The organism is Reella acinonychis (genome assembly GCF_052828705.1).
Window position 1 is genome coordinate 285143 of sequence record NZ_CM128256.1, and the last position, 19436, is coordinate 304578.

Sequence of the window (19436 nt, forward strand, 5' to 3'; positions counted from 1 at the left end):
GAAATACCCCATTCTAGTAATCAACAAAATAGGGAAAAAATCGATAATCTGCCACTATGATAAAATTGACAATTAGAGCATTTATTGAGCAACTTAGCTAACCAAGCGCTGCCTCGTCGTGCTTTCCTTCGTGGACATTTTCTTAATACCTTAAAGAACGATCAAGCAAAACAACAAGGTCATCTTGCTATCCGTCCACCTTGGGCTGATTTAACGATGTTTACCGATAAATGCACGCGCTGTCATCAATGCATCAGTCACTGTGAAACACAGATTATTAAATCTGGTGCAGGTGGTTATCCTGAAGTGGATTTCAGTCAAAGCGAATGTACTTTTTGTCAGCGATGCGTTGAAGTTTGCCCTGAACCCATTTTTCGTTCCACATCAGAAATACCTTGGCAACATAAAGTGCAGATTGGAGAAAATTGTTTATTAAATCAACGAGTTGAATGTCGCACTTGTGGCGATTGTTGTGAAAGTCGAGCCATTCGATTTAAACCAGCATTGGGTGGCATTGTGGAATTAATCTTAAATTTAGAACATTGTAATGGCTGCGGTGCCTGTTTGCGCACTTGTCCAACGCAAGCCATTAGCCTGATGAGAACAGAATGAAGTTATTAGATCAAAGTGAAAATTGGTATGTTTGCAGCCTGATCGTGCAAGCCAAACCCGCCAAATTAGCACAAGTACAAGAAGATATTTTAAAAATTCCTTATGCGGAAATTCATGGTGTTAAACCTGAAGAAGGCAAAATTATCGTTACCATTGAAAGTGATAGACAACTTGCCTTAGCCGATAGAATTGATGAAGTAAAAGATATTAATGGTGTGATCGTTGTTTCCTTAATATCTAACTATATTGATGAACCCTAGGAGGCCTTCTTGTGATACAGAAAACGTGACATTTTTACACCGCACTTTTCTGATACAGATTAAGAAAGCCAATATTTTTTATGTTAAACGTGGGAAACATTATGGAACTCAATCGTAGAGATTTTATGAAAGCTAACGCTGCTATCGCGGCAGCAACCGCAGCGGGAATGACAATTCCTGTGAAAAATGTGATGGCGGATGATAGTGGCATTAAATGGGACAAAGCCCCTTGCCGCTTCTGTGGTACAGGTTGTAGCGTACTGGTAGGAACAAAAGACGGTAAAGTGGTAGCAACACAAGGAGACCCAGATGCAGATGTAAACCGCGGTTTAAACTGCATCAAAGGCTACTTCCTCTCTAAAATTATGTATGGTGCCGACCGCGTGCAAACCCCATTATTGCGCATGAAAGACGGTAAATTCCATAAAGAGGGGGATTTCACACCAGTATCTTGGGACCAAGCCTTCACTATCATGGCGGAAAAAGTCAAAAACATTCTGAAAAAAGGCGAACCTAATGCTATTGGCATGTTCTCCTCTGGTCAAACGACTATTTTCGAAGGCTATGCCAAAGTCAAATTATGGAAAGGTGGCTTGCGTTCTAACACCATTGATCCAAACGCACGTCACTGCATGGCATCTGCCGCTGTTGCTTTCATGCGTACCTTTGGTATGGATGAGCCAATGGGTTGTTATAACGACATTGAGAAAACCAATGCTTTTGTCCTTTGGGGCTCAAATATGGCAGAAATGCACCCAATCTTATGGAGCCGTATTTCTGATCGCCGTTTATCTGATGACAAAGTACGTGTGGTCGTGATGTCAACCTTTGAACACCGCTCCTTTGAATTGGCAGATACCCCAATTATTTTCAAACCTCATTCAGATTTAGCTATTCTTAACTATATTGCCAACTACATTATCCAAAATGATAAAGTAAATTGGGATTTTGTGAATAAACACACCAAATTCAAACGTGGTGAAACCGATATTGGTTATGGCTTACGCCCTGAACATCCGCTACAAAAAGCAGCGAAAAACGCTAAAACTGCGGGTAAAATGCATGATTCTTCTTTTGAAGAATTCAAAAAAATCGTTGAACCTTACACCTTAGAAAAAGCACATGAAATCTCAGGTATACCAAAAGATCAATTAGAAACTCTCGCCAAAATGTACGCTGATCCAGAACAAAGCATGGTGTCTTTCTGGACCATGGGCTTTAACCAACATACACGAGGTGTGTGGGTTAACCATATGATTTACAACGTACATTTATTAACAGGTAAAATTTCTAAACCTGGTTGTGGACCATTCTCATTAACAGGTCAACCTTCTGCTTGTGGTACTGCGCGTGAAGTAGGCACTTTCGTCCACCGTTTACCTGCAGACATGGTGGTTACCAATCCAAAACATGTTGAAATTGTAGAAAAAGCATGGAAATTGCCAAAAGGTACCATTAGCACTAAACCAGGCTATCCTGCGGTTATGCAAAGTCGTGCATTAAAAGACGGAAAACTTAACTTCTTGTGGCAACTTTGTACCAACAACATGCAAGGTGGCCCGAACATCAATGATGAAATTTTCCCGGGTTGGCGTAATCCAGAGAACTTTATCGTGGTTTCTGATCCTTATCCATCTGTAAGTGCGGTGGCAGCTGACTTAATTTTACCAACTTGTATGTGGGTGGAAAAAGAAGGGGCTTATGGTAATGCAGAACGCCGCACACAATTCTGGTATCAACAAGTGAAAGGCCCTGCTGAATCTCGTTCTGACTTATGGCAAATCGTTGAATTTGCGAAATATTTCAAAACAGAGGAAGTATGGAGCGAAGAACTATTAGCACAAATGCCTGAATATCGTGGAAAAACCCTTTACGACGTACTTTATACCAATGGTGAAGTGGATAAATTTAAGGTACCAACCAATATTCCAGGCTATCTAAATGATGAAGCAGATCACTTCGGCTACTACTTACAAAAAGGCTTGTTTGAAGAATATGCGCAATTTGGGCGTGGCCATGGCCATGACTTAGCGGATTTTGAAACCTATCATCAAGTGCGTGGTTTACGTTGGCCTGTGGTGGATGGTAAAGAAACCTTATGGCGCTATCGTGAAGGCTATGACCCTTACGTCAAAGCAGGCGAAGAGGTGTCTTTCTATGGCTATCCAGATAAAAAAGCCATTATTCTTGGTATCCCTTATGAGCCACCAGCAGAAAGTCCTGATGAAGAATATGATTTATGGTTATGTACAGGACGTGTACTAGAACATTGGCATACGGGCACCATGACACGCCGCGTACCTGAATTACACCGCGCTTTCCCAAATAACTTAGTGTGGATGCACCCTGATGATGCGAAAAAACGCGGCTTACGCCATGGCGATAAAGTGAAATTAATTACCCGTCGCGGAGAAATGATTTCGCATTTGGATACACGCGGACGTAACAAAGTCCCAACAGGCTTAGTTTACACTACCTTCTTTGATGCCGGTCAGTTAGCGAATAAATTAACTCTTGACGCAACAGACCCAATCTCAGGGGAAACCGACTTCAAAAAATGTGCGGTTAAAGTAGAAAAAGCCTAATGACCACAACGTAAGGTGCGTATAACACGCACCCTAACAATCGGTTAAAACTTGATGAAATTTAACCGCACTTGTAGGGAAAAATCTTACGGAGAAACTATGAAATTGGATCCAAATCGTCGTCAATTCTTGAAAAATGCCACCCGTACCGCTGCTGGTGTGTGCGGTGTGGGCATTATTCTAGGGTTGCAACAACATCAAGCCAATGCAAAAGAAGGCGTTGCACTACGCCCACCGGGTGCTTTAGCGGAAAAAGACTTTCTCGCAGCCTGCACCCGTTGTGGTCAATGTGTACAAGCTTGTCCTTACGATATGCTGCATTTAGCCTCCTTGTTGTCTCCAATGGAAGCAGGAACACCTTACTATGTTGCTCGTGATAAGCCCTGTGAAATGTGTCCTGATATTCCTTGCATGAATGCTTGCCCAAGCGGCGCATTAAGTGAGGAATTAAAAGACATTAATGATGCACGCATGGGATTAGCCGTCTTGTTAGACCACGAAACTTGCCTAAACTGGCAAGGTTTACGTTGCGATGTTTGCTATCGAGTTTGCCCTGTGATTGATAAGGCCATTACCCTTGAGCCAATTCATAATGATAGAACGCAAATTCACGCTAAATTAATCCCAACCGTACATAGCGATGCTTGTACAGGTTGTGGTAAATGTGAACAAGCTTGCGTGTTGGAAGAAGCGGCAATCAAGGTGCTACCAATGGATTTAGCTAAAGGTATGCTAGGTCGTCATTATCGCTTAGGTTGGAAAGAAAAACAAAATGCAGGAAAATCCTTAATTGAAGAACGTCATCCAAACGGCTTCAAAACAATGGAAGTGCGTACGCCTGAGGGTATGCAAGAGCCTGTGTATCAACCAATGAAAGTGCGTCCAAACACCAAAGTCGCCACGCCAAATCGAGCGACACAGGATTATGTGCCAAGTTCAACCACTGTGCCTGAAGCGGAACATTTCCCAGATTTAGATCTGAATTTGAAGGGGGTTAAATAATGACTAACATGAAATATATCCCCAACAAACCGAAAGACGCCGGACAAGAAGCTCGACAAAAATTAGGTTGGTGGCGAGCTTACCGCTTTTTGATTTTACGTCGCTTATCTCAATTGGGGATTATCGCGATGTTTTTAAGTGGACCTTTCTGGCATTTTTGGATTTTAAAAGGCAATTACAGTGGCAGCCTATTGTTTGATGTCGTGCCTTTTACTGATCCATTAATTGCCGCAGAAAGCTTGGTAACAGGCTATTTACCTGAATGGAGTACCCTCATTGGCGCATTAATTATTGTGTCATTCTATGCCATTGTCGCGACAAAAGCATTTTGTAGCTGGGTATGTCCAATGAATATGGTAACGGATGCTGCAGCTTGGTTACGCCGCAAATTAGGCATTCGCCAAAGTGCAAAAATTCCTCGCCATCTGCGTTATGCCATTTTAGTGATGATTCTGGTCGGCAGCGCTATTAGTGGATCATTATTGTGGGAATGGATTAACCCAGTTGCTGCATTAGGACGAGTATTCCTATATGGCTTAGGGGCAACATTATGGTTAGTCGCCATTGTCTTCTTCTTTGATTTGCTCGTGGTAGAACATGGCTGGTGTGGACATTTATGTCCTATTGGCGCCACCTACGCATTGATTGGTCGCAAAAGTCTTATCAAAGTCAAAGTCATTGACAGAGAACGTTGCGATCGCTGTATGGATTGCTACAACGTATGCCCAGAACCACAGGTGCTACGCTTACCGCTACATGGTAAAGCAGAAGATAGCCAAATTATTCTATCGCCTGATTGCATTACTTGCGGACGCTGTATTGATGTCTGCGCAGAAAACGTCTTTGCTTTCGGTAGTCGATTTGAACCCCAAATTAAAATAAAAACGAGTTAAACTAATTTTCGTCTTAATGGAGTGAACAAAAATGAGAAAATATCTCGCCCTTATCTTCACCGCGTTGGCTAGCGTTGCTATCGCTACGCCTAACATTGATCAAACGGTTGAAGGTGCTGCAGAAAATGTTGCACCTGCATTTACAACGCCCTATAAAGATGCGGGAAACATTCCTACCACATTCCCTCATCAACCGCCATTGGTTCCACATAGCATTCGTGGCTTGCAAGTAACCAAAAATGTTAACCAATGCTTAGGTTGTCATTCCCCTGATTTTGCACCAACAACAGGCGCACCTCGTGTACCTGAATCGCATTTCATGGATCGTGATGGTAAACGCACAGAAGGAACCTCACCACGTCGTTATTTCTGCTTGCAATGCCATGTGCAACAAACAGATGTAGATCCAATTATTCAAAACAAATTTGACAACATTCGTCAAACTCAAGGTAAATAAGGAAAACGATTATGCTAAAAAAATTCTGTAAATGGTTTCGTAGTCCAAGCAAAATGGCAGTAGGCACCTTAATCGTTGTTTCTGCATTAGGGGGAATTTTAGCTTGGGGAGGATTAAACACCGCATTGGAATACACTAACACTGAGCAATTCTGTTCAGACTGCCATATGAACGATGTCGTCCCCGAATATCGCCAAACTATCCATTATTCAAACCGCAGTGGCGTAAAAGCGATTTGTTCAGATTGCCACTTGCCACATGAATTTGGTCCAAAATGGATTCGTAAAATTGAAGCGGCAAAAGAAGTGTATGCTCACATCACTGGCAAAGTGGATACCAAAGAAAAATTTGAAGCACATCGTTTAGAGATGGCTGAACGTGAATGGGCACGAATGAAAGCTAACAATTCTCAAGAATGTCGCAACTGCCATAACTTTGAGGATATGGACTTCACGCAACAAAAAACAGTGGCACAACAAATGCATGCTAAAGCCGAAGAACAAGGCAAAACCTGTATTGATTGCCACAAAGGGATTGCACACAACTTACCACATATGAAAGCAGTACAAAAAGGGTTCATCCCGGATGATATTGCCAAACCTGAAGAGAAAAAATAAAGCAAGATAGACAAAAGTGCGGTGAAAAACACCGCACTTTTTTATTGGAAGAATTACAAAAATTTCTTAGTCAACACCAAAAACGCACTTTCATATTCGGAGGTCGTGGCATCATATACTGTCAAAAAACGTTGTGCATTTTTCTCATCTGCCAACCCTGTTTTCACAAAATGGGCAAAATCGCCTTTTAATGTATGAGAAAAATGTTTACGAAACGAAATAAACTTCACTAAAAACGGTTTTGAATAAATCCCTCCTTTGAAAATAGCCTGCACTAACTTATCTTGCTCAAGCATCAATTGAGCTAATGCCTCGAATTGTTGATCAAGTAACTGTTTATCATTGGTTGCTCTGATAACCGCAGAAATGCGTTGCTGTTCATCTAACAACCGTTGTAATTTATTTTGATTTTCCATTAATCGCTGCGGTTGTGCCACTGGTGCAATTAATGCATAACTGTGATTGTCAATACGAATACGAACAGGCTCATCCTTCGCCACCACAACACCACAATATATAGACAAAATAAGTACAAGAATTTTTTTCATATTAAAATTTGTCAACTGCCATAATAAAGGGCGTATTATATACGCCCTTTTGGTCCTATGCACGAGGATTAAATCAGCAAAACTTTATTAAAATCCACCGCACTTTTTATTTCACAAATGCTACTTATAAAAACAAGTTAGCAAATAGCAAGCCGAAACAGATACTGAAGAACATACTGAGCAAGCCTGGGATCATAAAGCTATGGTTAAAAATGAATTTACCAATTTTTGTGGTGCCAGTAGTATCAAAGTCAATAGAAGCAATGATTGGTCCATAGTTTGGAATGAAGAAGTAACCATTTACCGCAACAAATACCCCAATTAAGATTGGCGCAGGAATACCCAATGCCACAGCTAATGGGAACAAGGTTGCCACAGTTGCACCTTGGCTATTCACCAATACAGACAACACAAATAATGCGAACGCAAATGCCCATGGTGCAGTTTCAACCAAACCTTTCACCATATCTTTTACTTCTGTCATGTGCGCTTGCATTAAGGTATCACCTAACCATGCGATACCAAAAATGGCGATAACTGCACGCATACCCGCATGGAAAACAGAACCACGCGTAATTTCATTACCATCTGGTTTACAGAATAAAATAATCAACGCACCAATGGTCAACATAACGATTTCAATGGTATGTGCCATACCCATTGGTTTGCCATCAAAGACTGGGCGTAATGAAGGTGCTGCACCCATAATAACCACTAACAAGGCACCAATTAAGAATAATGCCACTGAAGGTTTTGCGGTAGGTTTGATTTTAATTTCATTTAAATCAGTATTAACGCTATTGGCTTTTACATATTCAGGATTTTGTAATAACGCTTGATAATGTGGATCATCTTTTAGCTCTTTGCCCATTTTATTCACAAAGACACAAGCTAAGCCTAAACCTAAAATTGTTGCCGGCATGGTTACCATTAGTACATCGCCTAAATGGATACCTTGTGGTTCAAGGAAAGCAACAACTGCCACCACCGCAGCGGCAATTGGGCTTGCCACAATCGCAAATTGCGATGCAATTACAGCCATTGAAAGTGGACGCTCTGGACGAATACCATTATGACGGCTTACCTCTGCAATCACAGGCAATACAGAATAAGCCACATGACCTGTACCTGCTAATACAGTGAATGTCCAGGTTACTGCAGGAGCCATAAAAGTAATGTATTTTGGATTGCGACGTAAAATATTAGTGGCGATTTTGATCATATAATCCAAACCACCTGCGGCTTGCATAGCAGAAGCTGCTGCAACCACCGCCATAATCATAAACATAACGTCAATTGGTAGACCTGCTGGTTTTAAACCAAATCCAAAAGAAAGAATGGCTAAACCCAAACCACCAAATACCCCTAAACCAATGCCGCCAACACGCGCACCAATTAGGATACATAACAGTACAATGGCAAATTGTACTAAGAACATAATCGACATAAGCCCCTCCTATTTTTCTAATATAAAAACTGTTGAAATTTACACCGCACTTTATCTCAAATTACAGATAAAATTTTTAGTGATCATACTCTCTTTTGGCTTAATCACCTACTAAAACAGGGGTTTTTATCCCCTAAATTTTTTAATCCGACAGATAAAATAATATACGGAATAGTGGGCTAATTATGTGATCAAGATCAAACTTTTACACTCCATAATTCGCTATGATCTGCTCCAAATTTAATTCCTTCATCACATAGTTAAAAAAGAGGTGGAAAAATGAATAATGTTCGTATCGAAGTGGATTTATTAGGCGAAAGAGAAGTTTCTAATGAAGTTTATTGGGGTATTCATACCTTAAGAGCAGTTGAAAATTTTACCATTTCAAACAATTGCATTTCTGATGTACCTGAATTTGTGCGTGGCATGGTGATGGTAAAAAAAGCCACCGCACTTGCTAACGCAGAACTGGGCGTCATTCCGAAAAAAATTGGTAATGCCATTGTGCAAGCTTGCGACGAAATTTTAGTAAAAGGTCGTTGTATGGATCAATTCCCGTCCGATGTTTATCAAGGCGGTGCTGGCACCTCTGTTAATATGAATACCAATGAAGTGGTGGCAAACCTCGCGTTAGAGTTATTAGGCCATCAAAAAGGGGAATATAAAATTATTAACCCGATGGATCATGTGAACGCAAGCCAATCCACAAATGACGCTTACCCAACAGGATTTCGTATCGCTGTCTATAACAGCGTTATGAAACTGATTGATAAAATTCATTATTTACAACAGGGTTTTGAAAAAAAATCCGAAGAATTTGCTGATGTCTTAAAAATGGGTCGCACGCAATTACAAGATGCAGTGCCAATGACTGTTGGTCAGGAATTTAAAGCCTTTGCTGTCTTGTTAGAAGAAGAAGTGCGTAACTTAAAACGTACAGCAGAATTATTGCTAGAAGTCAATCTAGGGGCGACCGCCATTGGCACTGGGTTAAACACGCCTGAAGGCTATTCAGAATTAGCAGTAAAATACTTAGCCGAAGTATCACAACTGCCTTGTGTGCTTTCTGAAAACCTCATTGAAGCCACCTCCGACTGTGGTGCTTATGTTATGGTACATGGCGCATTAAAACGAAGTGCGGTGAAATTATCGAAAGTTTGTAACGACTTACGTTTACTTTCATCAGGTCCTCGTGCTGGCTTAAATGAAATTAACTTACCTGAGTTGCAAGCCGGCTCTTCCATTATGCCAGCCAAAGTCAACCCAGTGATTCCAGAAGTGGTCAATCAAGTTTGCTTTAAAGTGATTGGTAATGACACAACGGTAACCTTCGCTGCTGAAGCAGGGCAATTACAACTTAACGTAATGGAACCTGTTATTGGTCAAGCCATGTTTGAATCTATTGAAATTTTATCCAACGCTTGTGTCAATTTACGCGATAAATGTATTGATGGTATTACCGTAAATCGCGACATCTGCGAACATTTCGTCTTTAATTCCATCGGCATTGTGACCTATCTCAATCCATTTATCGGACACCACGAAGGCGATATTGTTGGCAAAATTTGTGCGCAAACGGGCAAAGGCGTGAAAGAAGTGGTGCTTGAACGCGGCTTGCTCACCGAAGCACAGCTTGATGATATTCTCTCTGTGGAAAATCTCATGAAACCAACTTACAAAGCAACGCGCTTTACGGATGATGAATAAATAAAACTTACCAAAAATCCACCGCACTTAATGGTGGATTTTTTATTGGCATTTCTCTTGAAAATCGCTCTTTTAACCCTCATTTATAGGTAAATTTTCAATAAAAGGATAACAACATGACAACCATCGTTTGTGTGCGTAAAAATGGCAAAATCGCGATTGGTGGCGATGGACAAGCCACTTTAGGTAATTGTGTAGAAAAAGGAACAGTGCGTAAAGTTCGCCGCCTTTATAAAGATCAAGTGGTCACAGGGTTTGCAGGGTCAACAGCAGACGCCTTTATCTTGCGTGATTTATTTGAGAAAAAATTAGAATTACATCAAGGACATTTAGTCAAAAGTGCGGTGGAATTAGCAAAAGAATGGCGCACAGAACGTGCATTACGTCGCTTAGAAGCCATGATGATTGTAGCAAATGACAGCGATTTCTTATTAATTTCTGGCAGCGGCGATGTGATTGAACCTGAATTTGATGTGCTTGCTATTGGCTCAGGCGGAAACTATGCAAAATCGGCAGCCTTAGCCTTGTTGCGCACAGAAAATAATCTCAGCGCAGCGGAAATCGTCAAACAAGCGCTCAATATTGCTGGCGATATTGATATTTACACTAACCATAATCACATTATTGAAGAATTATAAAATATGCCTTAAAAAATAAGGGATAGAAAAGGAAATATATTATGTCAATGACACCTCGTGAAATCGTATCAGAATTAGATGCACATATTATTGGACAAAATGAAGCGAAACGCGCAGTTGCTATCGCGTTGCGTAACCGCTGGCGCCGCATGCAATTACCAGAAGATTTACGCCAAGAAGTAACACCTAAAAATATTTTAATGATTGGACCAACTGGGGTGGGTAAAACTGAAATTGCTCGCCGTTTGGCAAAATTGGCTAATGCTCCTTTTATCAAAGTAGAAGCGACAAAATTTACTGAAGTCGGTTATGTGGGTAAAGAAGTGGATTCAATTATTCGCGATTTAGCCGATGTTTCAATGAAATTAGTGCGTCAACAAGCTGTTGAAAAAAACCGAATGAAAGCACAAGATGCAGCAGAAGATCGTATTTTAGATGTGTTATTGCCACCAGCGAAGGATCAATGGGGAAATGCGGAAGAAAGCAACAGCAACTCAACCCGTCAAATTTTCCGTAAAAAATTACGCGAAGGCCAACTAGACGATAAAGAAATTGAGATTGATGTTTCTGCGCCTGTTAGTGTAGAAATTATGACACCACCAGGCATGGAAGAAATGACTTCTCAATTACAATCTTTATTTGAGGGAATGTCGCCGAACAAAACAAAAAAACGCAAAATGAAAATTAAAGATGCGTTAAAAATTATGATTGACGAAGAAGCAGCAAAATTAGTCAATAATGAAGAACTAAAACAAAAGGCCATTGAAGCTGTTGAACAGCATGGCATTGTATTTATTGATGAAATTGACAAGATTTGCAAGAAAGGGGAGCACAGTGGTGGCGACGTGTCTCGTGAAGGGGTGCAACGCGATTTACTGCCTATTATTGAAGGCTCAACCGTCAATACCAAACATGGTATGGTCAAAACCGATCATATTTTGTTTATTTGTTCGGGCGCTTTCCAAGTAGCACGTCCATCAGATTTATTGCCTGAGTTGCAAGGTCGATTACCTATTCGTGTGGAATTGAAATCCCTTACTAAAGAAGATTTTGAGCGTATTTTAACGGAACCAAACGCCTCATTAACCTTGCAATATCGTGAATTAATGAAAACTGAAGGTGTTGATATTGAGTTCACTGCAGAAGGCATTAGCAAAATTGCTGAGTCCGCTTTCCGCGTAAATGAAAAAACAGAAAATATTGGTGCCCGTCGTTTACATACCGTACTTGAACGCTTAATGGACGGTATTTCTTTCGATGCAAGCGAACGTTCAGGCGAGAAAATCATTATTGACGAAAGCTACGTTGCCAACGCATTAAATGATGTCGTCGAAAACGAAGATTTAAGTCGATTTATTCTTTAATTAAATAAAAGTGCGGTGAAAATTAATCTAATTTCCTACCGCACTTTTTGTCAGAGATGTTTGTCTGTTGATTATATATCTTGGTAATTTAGCTCCAATTATTCTATCAAAATAGCACATCAACGCTTTTCTCTTTTTTTCTCTTCATATCGTTCATTAATGATTTTATAAGTGAGTTTTTCTTTTAATCGTTTTTGCTTTTGATATTCAGAGTCTTTTCCAAATTTATAGTATAAATATTGAATAAGAAATATTGGGATAAATAAAATCAGTGAGCTGACAAAGGCTTCCTTAAAAGCTACATTATCCCAATAAATAATTCCTTTCCTAATATATACATATATTAAGAAGAAAATATCTCTACATAGAAGAAATACATACAGATAGATGTAAAAAAAAACACTAGATCGCCAAAATCTATTCAATCTCATTTTTAGCATCCTCTAATTTAAAATATATTTTCTTTATTCTATTGGAGTCTCCAAAAAACTCACTACCATAAGAAGATACTATTGGTTTAAAAAATGAATCTGTGTATTTGTTGCCTAATTTATATCGTGATACCCCTCCTCCAACAGTTCCACTAATAGCTCCCAATGCATTCCAACCATAATCATTTGGATTTTCTGTATTTAATGTTGATAACATCACATTAATACTCACTTGTTTATCTAAAGTCTTATTTCGAGTGAGTACCGTTGAAAATTCAGCTTGTAGCAAATCATAAGGGTTATAAGGTCTATCCTGTGATAATTGATATCCTGTATTCACTGCTGCTGTTGTAGCAAGCTCTGTTGTTAAAGGATATTTAACGGCAATAGTCAGATTCGTACTCATATCTAAGCTCCGTATTAATTTTATAAAAAGATAAAAAAACAGCATTTCCATTTTTACAATAAGTTCCATTATTTACTGTTGAATACCCTTTTCTTGAAAGAATTTCACGAAGCTCTACAAGTTTATTATTATTTAAAACAAGTTCAAAGTTAAAATATCTAAACCCCGTTTTTTTGAGTATAATTTCATTCCCAAACTTAACATTTAATAAAATAAAAAGCCTTTCACCTTCCTGTCTGTTATTAAAATTATTTTTTATTCCACCAGAAAAAATTCCATAGATAAGAGATAAAAAAATAATAGTTAAATTTAAAGAAAAAAGATATTTCTTCATTATTTATCTCCTGTTACTCACCTAGCGAAACTATCAGCATTTCAGCAATAACATTAAACAATTAAATTTATCATTTTATAATGTAATTAAGATATAAGGTCAGGAGCTTATATTTAAAGAATATTATAGAACTTTCCATAACCGAAGAAAAATATTACAAAAAGCAAAATAAAAAGAGATAGTATAAACTTAATATTAATTATCAAATCATCAGTAAAAAACACCAATAAGTCAATATCTAAAATAGATAAACCATTTTCAAAATGGTGTAATATTTCAAATAAAGTGTGAGAAAAAAAAATGGCAAAAAAAGCAGTAAAAAAAGAATAAATTAGCACAAATAAAAAAAAGCTTCTCTTACTCATTACCATCTCCTTTTTGTATTCACTGCTACTGTTGTGACAAGCTCTGTTGTTAATGGATATTTCGATAGAGTATTCATAACCGTTTTTCCATCCCCTTGAGTTTGCCAAGTGTATCTGATATTTTCTTCAGGAAAATATTTCTTCCATGAGAAGAAATATTAGAATATATTGTATTTTTTTCCATAACCACAATACGAAGAAACAAACAACAGTCCCCACAACAATATGATCATCTTGATTCTGGTTTTAAAACCATTCAAAAAAAAGTCATAAAAATCAAAATCTAAAAGAGAATTTCCACTATTAAAATTATACAACATATTAGCTAAAAAAAATGAACCATATATTACTAAAAAACTAACAAGTAATGAATATATAACCATACATAGGGCAAATTTCAGCTTATTCATTTTTACCACCTTTATTTAGGATTCGTATTGAATTTGAAACCCTCTATTAAATACCTCTCCCACACTATTCCCCCATATTTCAGGAACAATATTCTTTCTGTGAGAATAAATAAAAGGAAGTTCATCATTTAACGGCTGAAAAGTATATTTTAACCATGTAAGAGCAGGGTTATATTTAAAGGTAGCTCTATTGCTTTACCTGATACATAACCAATTTCTCCATATTTAATGCGCCTGAAGCAGTATTACCAGCAACATTTTTCCATTACACCAATATCTAATATCCGTTTGGACACAGGCTCTATTGAGGAGAATACAAAGTACTTTGTAAATTTTTAACCGTTAAATTGTTACTTCATCCTCTTATAATCTACTTCTATATACCAAATATAACGTCACAAAAAATAAGCCTGTTAGAAAAAACACAGATTTTATATAAACAGGATCACAAAAAAAATCATTAACAAAATCAATTTCAAAAATATTTTTTGAGTATTGGATGTTAATCAAAACAGAAAAACAAACGAACAAACAAAAAAGAGATAAAAAAGCACAAACAAAACTATAAAACAATAAAACAACCTTATTTTTCATTATTAACCTCGTTGTTATACTTATTTATCTGATATTGATATACCCTATTTCACTTAGCTTGAAAAAAACAAGAGTATTATAAAATAACAGATGTACATAAAACTTTTTCTATTATACTTATGTTTTTTATAGATAAAATCAAATGACTGTGACATAGTTTCTAATTGGATTATATGGAACTATAAGCTGTATTCGTCTGCTCCTTGATTTACAAACAGTGAGCCATTTACATATCCATTCTGAGTTAAATCATTTTCCACATAGGCCCTACCTTAAGCTCTTTTCCTACTTATCCTACCATATATTTTGTTGCATTAAGTGATACCCCAAATGTCTTTATATATCATTAAATAATCAGCGTATTCAAGAAAAACAAAAAGGACTAATTCCTATACCTAGGAATCAGTCCTCGAATTAAATAAATCTAACTATTGGTGTCAGATCATAAAGATAGCATTTAAAACTGCGGTTAAAATTAACGACGTTTTTGAGTTAAACGCTCTGTTAATTCGTAAGCACGAAGTTTTGCGAGTTCTTGTGATAATTTCGCCACCATTAATTCATGGTTCGCATCACCTGATTTCGCTACAATATTTTCTTCTGCTTTGCGTTTTGCATTCAAGATGCGTTCTTGGTCAAGATCTTCACCGCGGATTGCAACATCAGCCAATACGGTAACCACGTTTGGCTGTACTTCTAAAAATCCACCTGAAACATAAATCACTTCTTCGCTATCATTTTCAAGAGTGAATTTCACAATACCTGGTTTAATCGCCGTTAGTAATGGAATGTGATTGGCTAAAATACCCAATTCACCTTCCACACCTGTTGCTTGAATACTTTTTACCGCACCTTCGAAGATTTTTTTCTCTGCGCTTACGATAATTAAGTTAAATGTTGCCATTTGGATCTCCTTCAATCTGGTAATCAGTTGAAGTGATTACATTTTATTCGCTTTTTCAATAACTTCTTCGATTGAACCCACCATATAGAACGCTTGTTCTGGAATATGGTCGTATTCGCCCTCAAGAATACCTTTAAAGCCACGAATTGTTTCTTTTAATGGCACATATTTACCTGGAGAACCAGTGAAGACTTCCGCAACGAAGAACGGTTGTGATAAGAAACGTTCGATTTTACGCGCACGTGCTACCACTAATTTATCGTCTTCTGAAAGCTCATCCATACCTAAGATAGCAATGATATCTTTTAATTCTTTATAGCGTTGTAAGATACCCTGTACGCCACGAGCAACATTGTAATGCTCTTCACCAACTACTAATGGATCAAGCTGACGAGAAGTTGAATCTAATGGGTCAACCGCTGGGTAAATACCTAAAGAAGCGATGTTACGGCTTAATACAACTGTTGAGTCTAAGTGCGCAAAGGTTGTTGCTGGCGATGGGTCAGTTAAGTCATCGGCAGGCACGTAAACCGCTTGAACAGAAGTGATAGAACCTGTTTTAGTTGAAGTGATACGCTCTTGAAGTACGCCCATTTCTTCTGCTAAGGTTGGTTGGTAACCTACCGCAGATGGCATACGACCTAATAACGCTGACACTTCTGTACCCGCAAGGGTGTAACGATAAATGTTATCCACGAAGAATAATACGTCACGACCTTCATCGCGGAATTTTTCTGCCATGGTTAAGCCTGTTAATGCAACACGTAAACGGTTACCTGGTGGCTCATTCATTTGACCATAAACAAGAGATACTTTATCCAATACGTTAGATTCTGTCATTTCATGATAGAAGTCGTTACCTTCACGAGTACGCTCACCTACACCAGCGAATACTGAGTAACCTGAGTGCTCAATCGCGATATTACGGATTAACTCCATCATATTTACCGTTTTACCTACACCAGCACCACCGAATAAACCAACTTTACCCCCTTTCGCAAATGGGCAAATTAAGTCAATTACTTTGATACCAGTTTCAAGTAATTCTGTACTATTAGATTGTTCTTCATAGCTTGGTGCTGCACGATGAATCGCCCAGTGCTCTTCCGCACCAATATCACCTCTTTCATCAATTGGTTCACCTAGTACGTTCATAATACGACCAAGTGTTTTAGTACCAACTGGAACAGAAATAGGATGACCTGTATTTTCTACTTTTAAACCACGTTTTAAACCATCAGATGAACCTAATGCGATACAACGTACCACACCGCCACCTAATTGTTGTTGAACTTCAAGAGTTAATCCTGATTCAACTTTTAATGCATCGTAAACTTTTGGTACTGCATCTTGTGGGAATTCAACGTCGATTACCGCACCGATAATCTGTACAATTTTTCCTGCTGACATTACCGTCTTCTCCATTAAATCGCTGCAGCGCCTGCAACAATTTCGTTTAATTCATTTGTGATACTTGCCTGACGAGCTTTGTTATACACCAACTGCAAGTCATTGATTAAATTACCTGCATTATCTGTTGCTGCTTTCATTGCCACCATACGAGCCGCTTGTTCTGAAGCTAAATTATCCACCACAGCTTGGTAAACTTGGGATTCTAAATAACGAACCAATAAGCTATCTAATAACACTTTTGGCTCAGGTTCATAAATATATTCCCAAGACTGTTGTCTTTCGCCTAATTCATCAGTTTCTGATTTTGATAATGGCACAAGCTGTTGGAATAATGGTTTTTGCGACATTGTGTTGACAAATTTATTGTATGCAATATAAACGGCATCTAATTCGCCATTGCGATATGCATCAAACATTGAGTTTGCAACACCAATTAAATCCTCTAACGCAGGATTATCGCCTAAACCTGAATGTTGTCCTCTTACATTCAAACCAAGGGAACGGAAAAAGCCGATACCTTTTGAGCCAATTAAGCCCAATTCAACAGTAACGCCTTTTTCTTTCCATTGTTTAATCTCGTTAAGTGCGGTCTTAAATAAGTTAATATTTAAACCACCACACATACCTCGATCCGTTGAAATTAACAGGATACCCACTTTTTTAATTTCACGTTCAACTAAAAATGGGTGTTTATATCCAACACTTGCTTTTGAGACGTGGCTGATAACATTTCTAATGGTTTCAGAATAAGGGCGAGATGCAGCCATACGATCTTGCGTTTTACGCATTTTCGATGTTGCCACCATTTCCATTGCCTTGGTAATTTTCTGTGTACTCTGTACACTGGCAATTTTGGTTTTTATCTCTTTTCCACCAGCCATGTTATTTCTCCGTTTCCGTTATTACCACGCACCATTTGCTTTGAAACTGTCTAAAATGGCTTTCAACGTATCTTTAATTTCATCGTTGTAGTTGCCTGATTTATTCAGTTCTTGCATAAAATCAGCGTATTGACTATTGGCATAATCTAAAAGTGCGGTCTCAAATCCAGCAATTTTATTTAATGCAACATCTTCTAAATAACCAAACTCTACGGCAAATAACACTAACGCCTGTTGAGATACGCTTAACGGCGAGTATTGTTTTTGTTTTAATAATTCAGTTACTTTTTCACCATGGGATAACTGCTTGCGAGTTGCATCATCTAAGTCTGAAGCAAACTGAGCAAATGCCGCTAATTCACGATATTGAGCAAGCGCAGTACGAATACCACCAGCTAATTTTTTAACGACTTTAGTTTGTGCAGCACCACCCACACGAGAAACCGAGATACCTGGGTTTACCGCAGGACGAATACCTGAGTTAAATAGGTTAGATTCTAAGAAGATCTGACCATCGGTAATTGAAATTACGTTGGTTGGTACGAAAGCAGAAACGTCACCTGCTTGCGTTTCAATAATAGGAAGCGCGGTTAAAGAACCTGTTTTTCCTTTTACTTCACCTTTAGTGAAACGTTCAACATAATCTTCATTAACACGAGATGCACGCTCAAGTAAACGAGAGTGTAAGTAGAATACATCGCCAGGGAAAGCTTCACGACCTGGTGGACGACGTAATAATAATGAAATTTGACGATAAGCAACGGCTTGTTTTGATAAATCATCATAAACAATTAATGCGTCTTCACCGCGATCGCGGAAATATTCACCCATTGCACAACCAGCATAAGGCGCTAAATATTGTAATGCGGCAGATTCAGAAGCTGAAGCAACAACAACGATTGTGTTTGCTAATGCACCATGCTCTTCTAATTTACGCACAACGTTCGCAATAGTTGATGCTTTTTGACCAATTGCTACATAGATACATTTAATGCCTGAATCACGTTGGTTGATGATCGCATCGATTGCTAATGCGGTTTTACCTGTTTGACGGTCACCGATAATTAATTCACGTTGTCCACGACCGATTGGTACCATTGAGTCAACGGCTTTATAACCTGTTTGTACTGGCTGATCGACTGATTTACGATCGATAACACCCGGTGCAATTACTTCAACTGGTGAGAAACCATCATTTTGGATTTCACCTTTACCATCAATAGGTTCACCTAAAGTATTAACAACACGACCTAACAAGCCACGACCAACTGGAACTTCAAGGATACGGCCTGTACATTGAACTTCCATACCTTCAGCAAGGTCAGCATAAGGACCCATAACTACCGCACCGACAGAATCTCTCTCAAGGTTAAGAGCCATCGCATAACGATTACCTGGTAATGCAATCATTTCCCCTTGCATTACATCACTTAAACCGTGAATACGGATGATACCGTCACTCACAGAAACGATTGTACCCGTATTGCGAGCTTCGCTCACAACATCAAATTGGGCAATACGTTTTTTAATCAATTCACTAATTTCAGTTGAATTTAGTTGCATTTTGA

General features: G+C 38.5%; 18 protein-coding genes. 10 read left to right on the top strand and 8 right to left on the bottom strand.

Annotated features, from left to right (window positions below):
- Positions 1–84 precede the first annotated feature (84 nt).
- The 7 genes from napF to ACUXZ4_RS01535 all read left to right on the top strand — a co-directional run bounded on the left by napF (position 85) and on the right by ACUXZ4_RS01535 (position 6426).
- Positions 85–612, top strand: a complete 528-nt coding sequence (gene napF / locus ACUXZ4_RS01505) for a ferredoxin-type protein NapF (protein ID WP_464973296.1) — start codon at positions 85–87, stop codon at positions 610–612.
- Positions 609–872 (top strand): chaperone NapD, encoded by a 264-nt coding sequence (locus ACUXZ4_RS01510; protein ID WP_464973297.1) that lies wholly within the window; start codon positions 609–611, stop codon positions 870–872. Before napF ends, ACUXZ4_RS01510 begins: the two co-directional genes overlap by 4 nt.
- A gap of 101 nt (positions 873–973) precedes the next feature.
- Complete coding sequence (gene napA, locus ACUXZ4_RS01515) at positions 974–3457, top strand: nitrate reductase catalytic subunit NapA (protein ID WP_464973298.1); 2484 nt, start codon at positions 974–976, stop codon at positions 3455–3457.
- Positions 3458–3556: 99 nt separating this feature from the next.
- On the top strand, positions 3557–4459 hold the full coding sequence (gene napG, locus ACUXZ4_RS01520) for a ferredoxin-type protein NapG (RefSeq protein WP_464973299.1): 903 nt from the start codon (positions 3557–3559) through the stop codon (positions 4457–4459).
- Positions 4459–5352: a quinol dehydrogenase ferredoxin subunit NapH gene (gene napH, locus ACUXZ4_RS01525; protein WP_464973300.1), complete on the top strand. Its 894-nt coding sequence runs from the start codon at positions 4459–4461 to the stop codon at positions 5350–5352. The genes napG and napH overlap by 1 nt, the downstream gene beginning before the upstream one ends.
- A gap of 31 nt (positions 5353–5383) precedes the next feature.
- Positions 5384–5809, top strand: a complete 426-nt coding sequence (locus ACUXZ4_RS01530; protein WP_464973301.1) for a nitrate reductase cytochrome c-type subunit — start codon at positions 5384–5386, stop codon at positions 5807–5809.
- Between the two features lie 11 nt (positions 5810–5820).
- The gene (locus ACUXZ4_RS01535; protein WP_464973302.1) at positions 5821–6426 is read left to right on the top strand and encodes a cytochrome c3 family protein; all 606 of its coding nucleotides are present in this window, start codon (positions 5821–5823) and stop codon (positions 6424–6426) included.
- A gap of 53 nt (positions 6427–6479) precedes the next feature.
- Here ACUXZ4_RS01535 and ACUXZ4_RS01540 read toward each other — a convergent pair whose 3' ends face one another.
- Complete coding sequence (locus ACUXZ4_RS01540) at positions 6480–6974, bottom strand: hypothetical protein (RefSeq protein WP_464973303.1); 495 nt, start codon at positions 6972–6974, stop codon at positions 6480–6482.
- Positions 6975–7098: 124 nt separating this feature from the next.
- Positions 7099–8421, bottom strand: a complete 1323-nt coding sequence (locus tag ACUXZ4_RS01545; RefSeq protein WP_464973304.1) for an anaerobic C4-dicarboxylate transporter — start codon at positions 8419–8421, stop codon at positions 7099–7101.
- Positions 8422–8700: 279 nt separating this feature from the next.
- Here ACUXZ4_RS01545 and aspA point away from each other — a divergent pair, with 279 nt between their 5' ends.
- The 3 genes from aspA (at position 8701) to hslU (ending at position 12130) form a co-directional block, all read left to right on the top strand.
- Positions 8701–10128: an aspartate ammonia-lyase gene (aspA, locus tag ACUXZ4_RS01550; RefSeq protein WP_464973305.1), complete on the top strand. Its 1428-nt coding sequence runs from the start codon at positions 8701–8703 to the stop codon at positions 10126–10128.
- A 116-nt stretch (positions 10129–10244) separates the two neighbouring features.
- The gene (gene hslV / locus ACUXZ4_RS01555; protein ID WP_464973306.1) at positions 10245–10766 is read left to right on the top strand and encodes an ATP-dependent protease subunit HslV; all 522 of its coding nucleotides are present in this window, start codon (positions 10245–10247) and stop codon (positions 10764–10766) included.
- Between the two features lie 38 nt (positions 10767–10804).
- Positions 10805–12130 carry an HslU--HslV peptidase ATPase subunit gene (gene hslU, locus ACUXZ4_RS01560; RefSeq protein WP_464973970.1) on the top strand — a complete coding sequence of 442 codons (1326 nt, stop codon included), beginning with the start codon at positions 10805–10807 and terminating at the stop codon, positions 12128–12130.
- A gap of 417 nt (positions 12131–12547) precedes the next feature.
- Here the strand turns inward: hslU and ACUXZ4_RS01565 are convergent, their stop codons facing one another.
- From ACUXZ4_RS01565 to atpA, 6 genes are all read right to left on the bottom strand, one after another.
- Entirely contained in the window at positions 12548–12967 is a 420-nt protein-coding gene (locus ACUXZ4_RS01565) for a hypothetical protein (RefSeq protein WP_464973307.1), read from the bottom strand.
- Complete coding sequence (locus tag ACUXZ4_RS01570; RefSeq protein WP_464973308.1) at positions 12939–13301, bottom strand: hypothetical protein; 363 nt, start codon at positions 13299–13301, stop codon at positions 12939–12941. Before ACUXZ4_RS01570 ends, ACUXZ4_RS01565 begins: the two co-directional genes overlap by 29 nt.
- Before the next feature lie 1844 nt (positions 13302–15145).
- A complete protein-coding gene (locus tag ACUXZ4_RS01575) occupies positions 15146–15574 on the bottom strand; it encodes a F0F1 ATP synthase subunit epsilon (RefSeq protein ID WP_464973309.1) in 429 nt (142 codons plus the stop codon).
- Between the two features lie 36 nt (positions 15575–15610).
- Complete coding sequence (gene atpD, locus ACUXZ4_RS01580; protein ID WP_464973310.1) at positions 15611–16984, bottom strand: F0F1 ATP synthase subunit beta; 1374 nt, start codon at positions 16982–16984, stop codon at positions 15611–15613.
- A gap of 14 nt (positions 16985–16998) precedes the next feature.
- Positions 16999–17868, bottom strand: coding sequence for a F0F1 ATP synthase subunit gamma (atpG, locus tag ACUXZ4_RS01585; protein ID WP_464973311.1), 870 nt, complete (start codon positions 17866–17868; stop codon positions 16999–17001).
- A gap of 21 nt (positions 17869–17889) precedes the next feature.
- On the bottom strand, positions 17890–19431 hold the full coding sequence (gene atpA / locus ACUXZ4_RS01590) for a F0F1 ATP synthase subunit alpha (protein WP_464973312.1): 1542 nt from the start codon (positions 19429–19431) through the stop codon (positions 17890–17892).
- Positions 19432–19436: the final 5 nt, after the last annotated feature.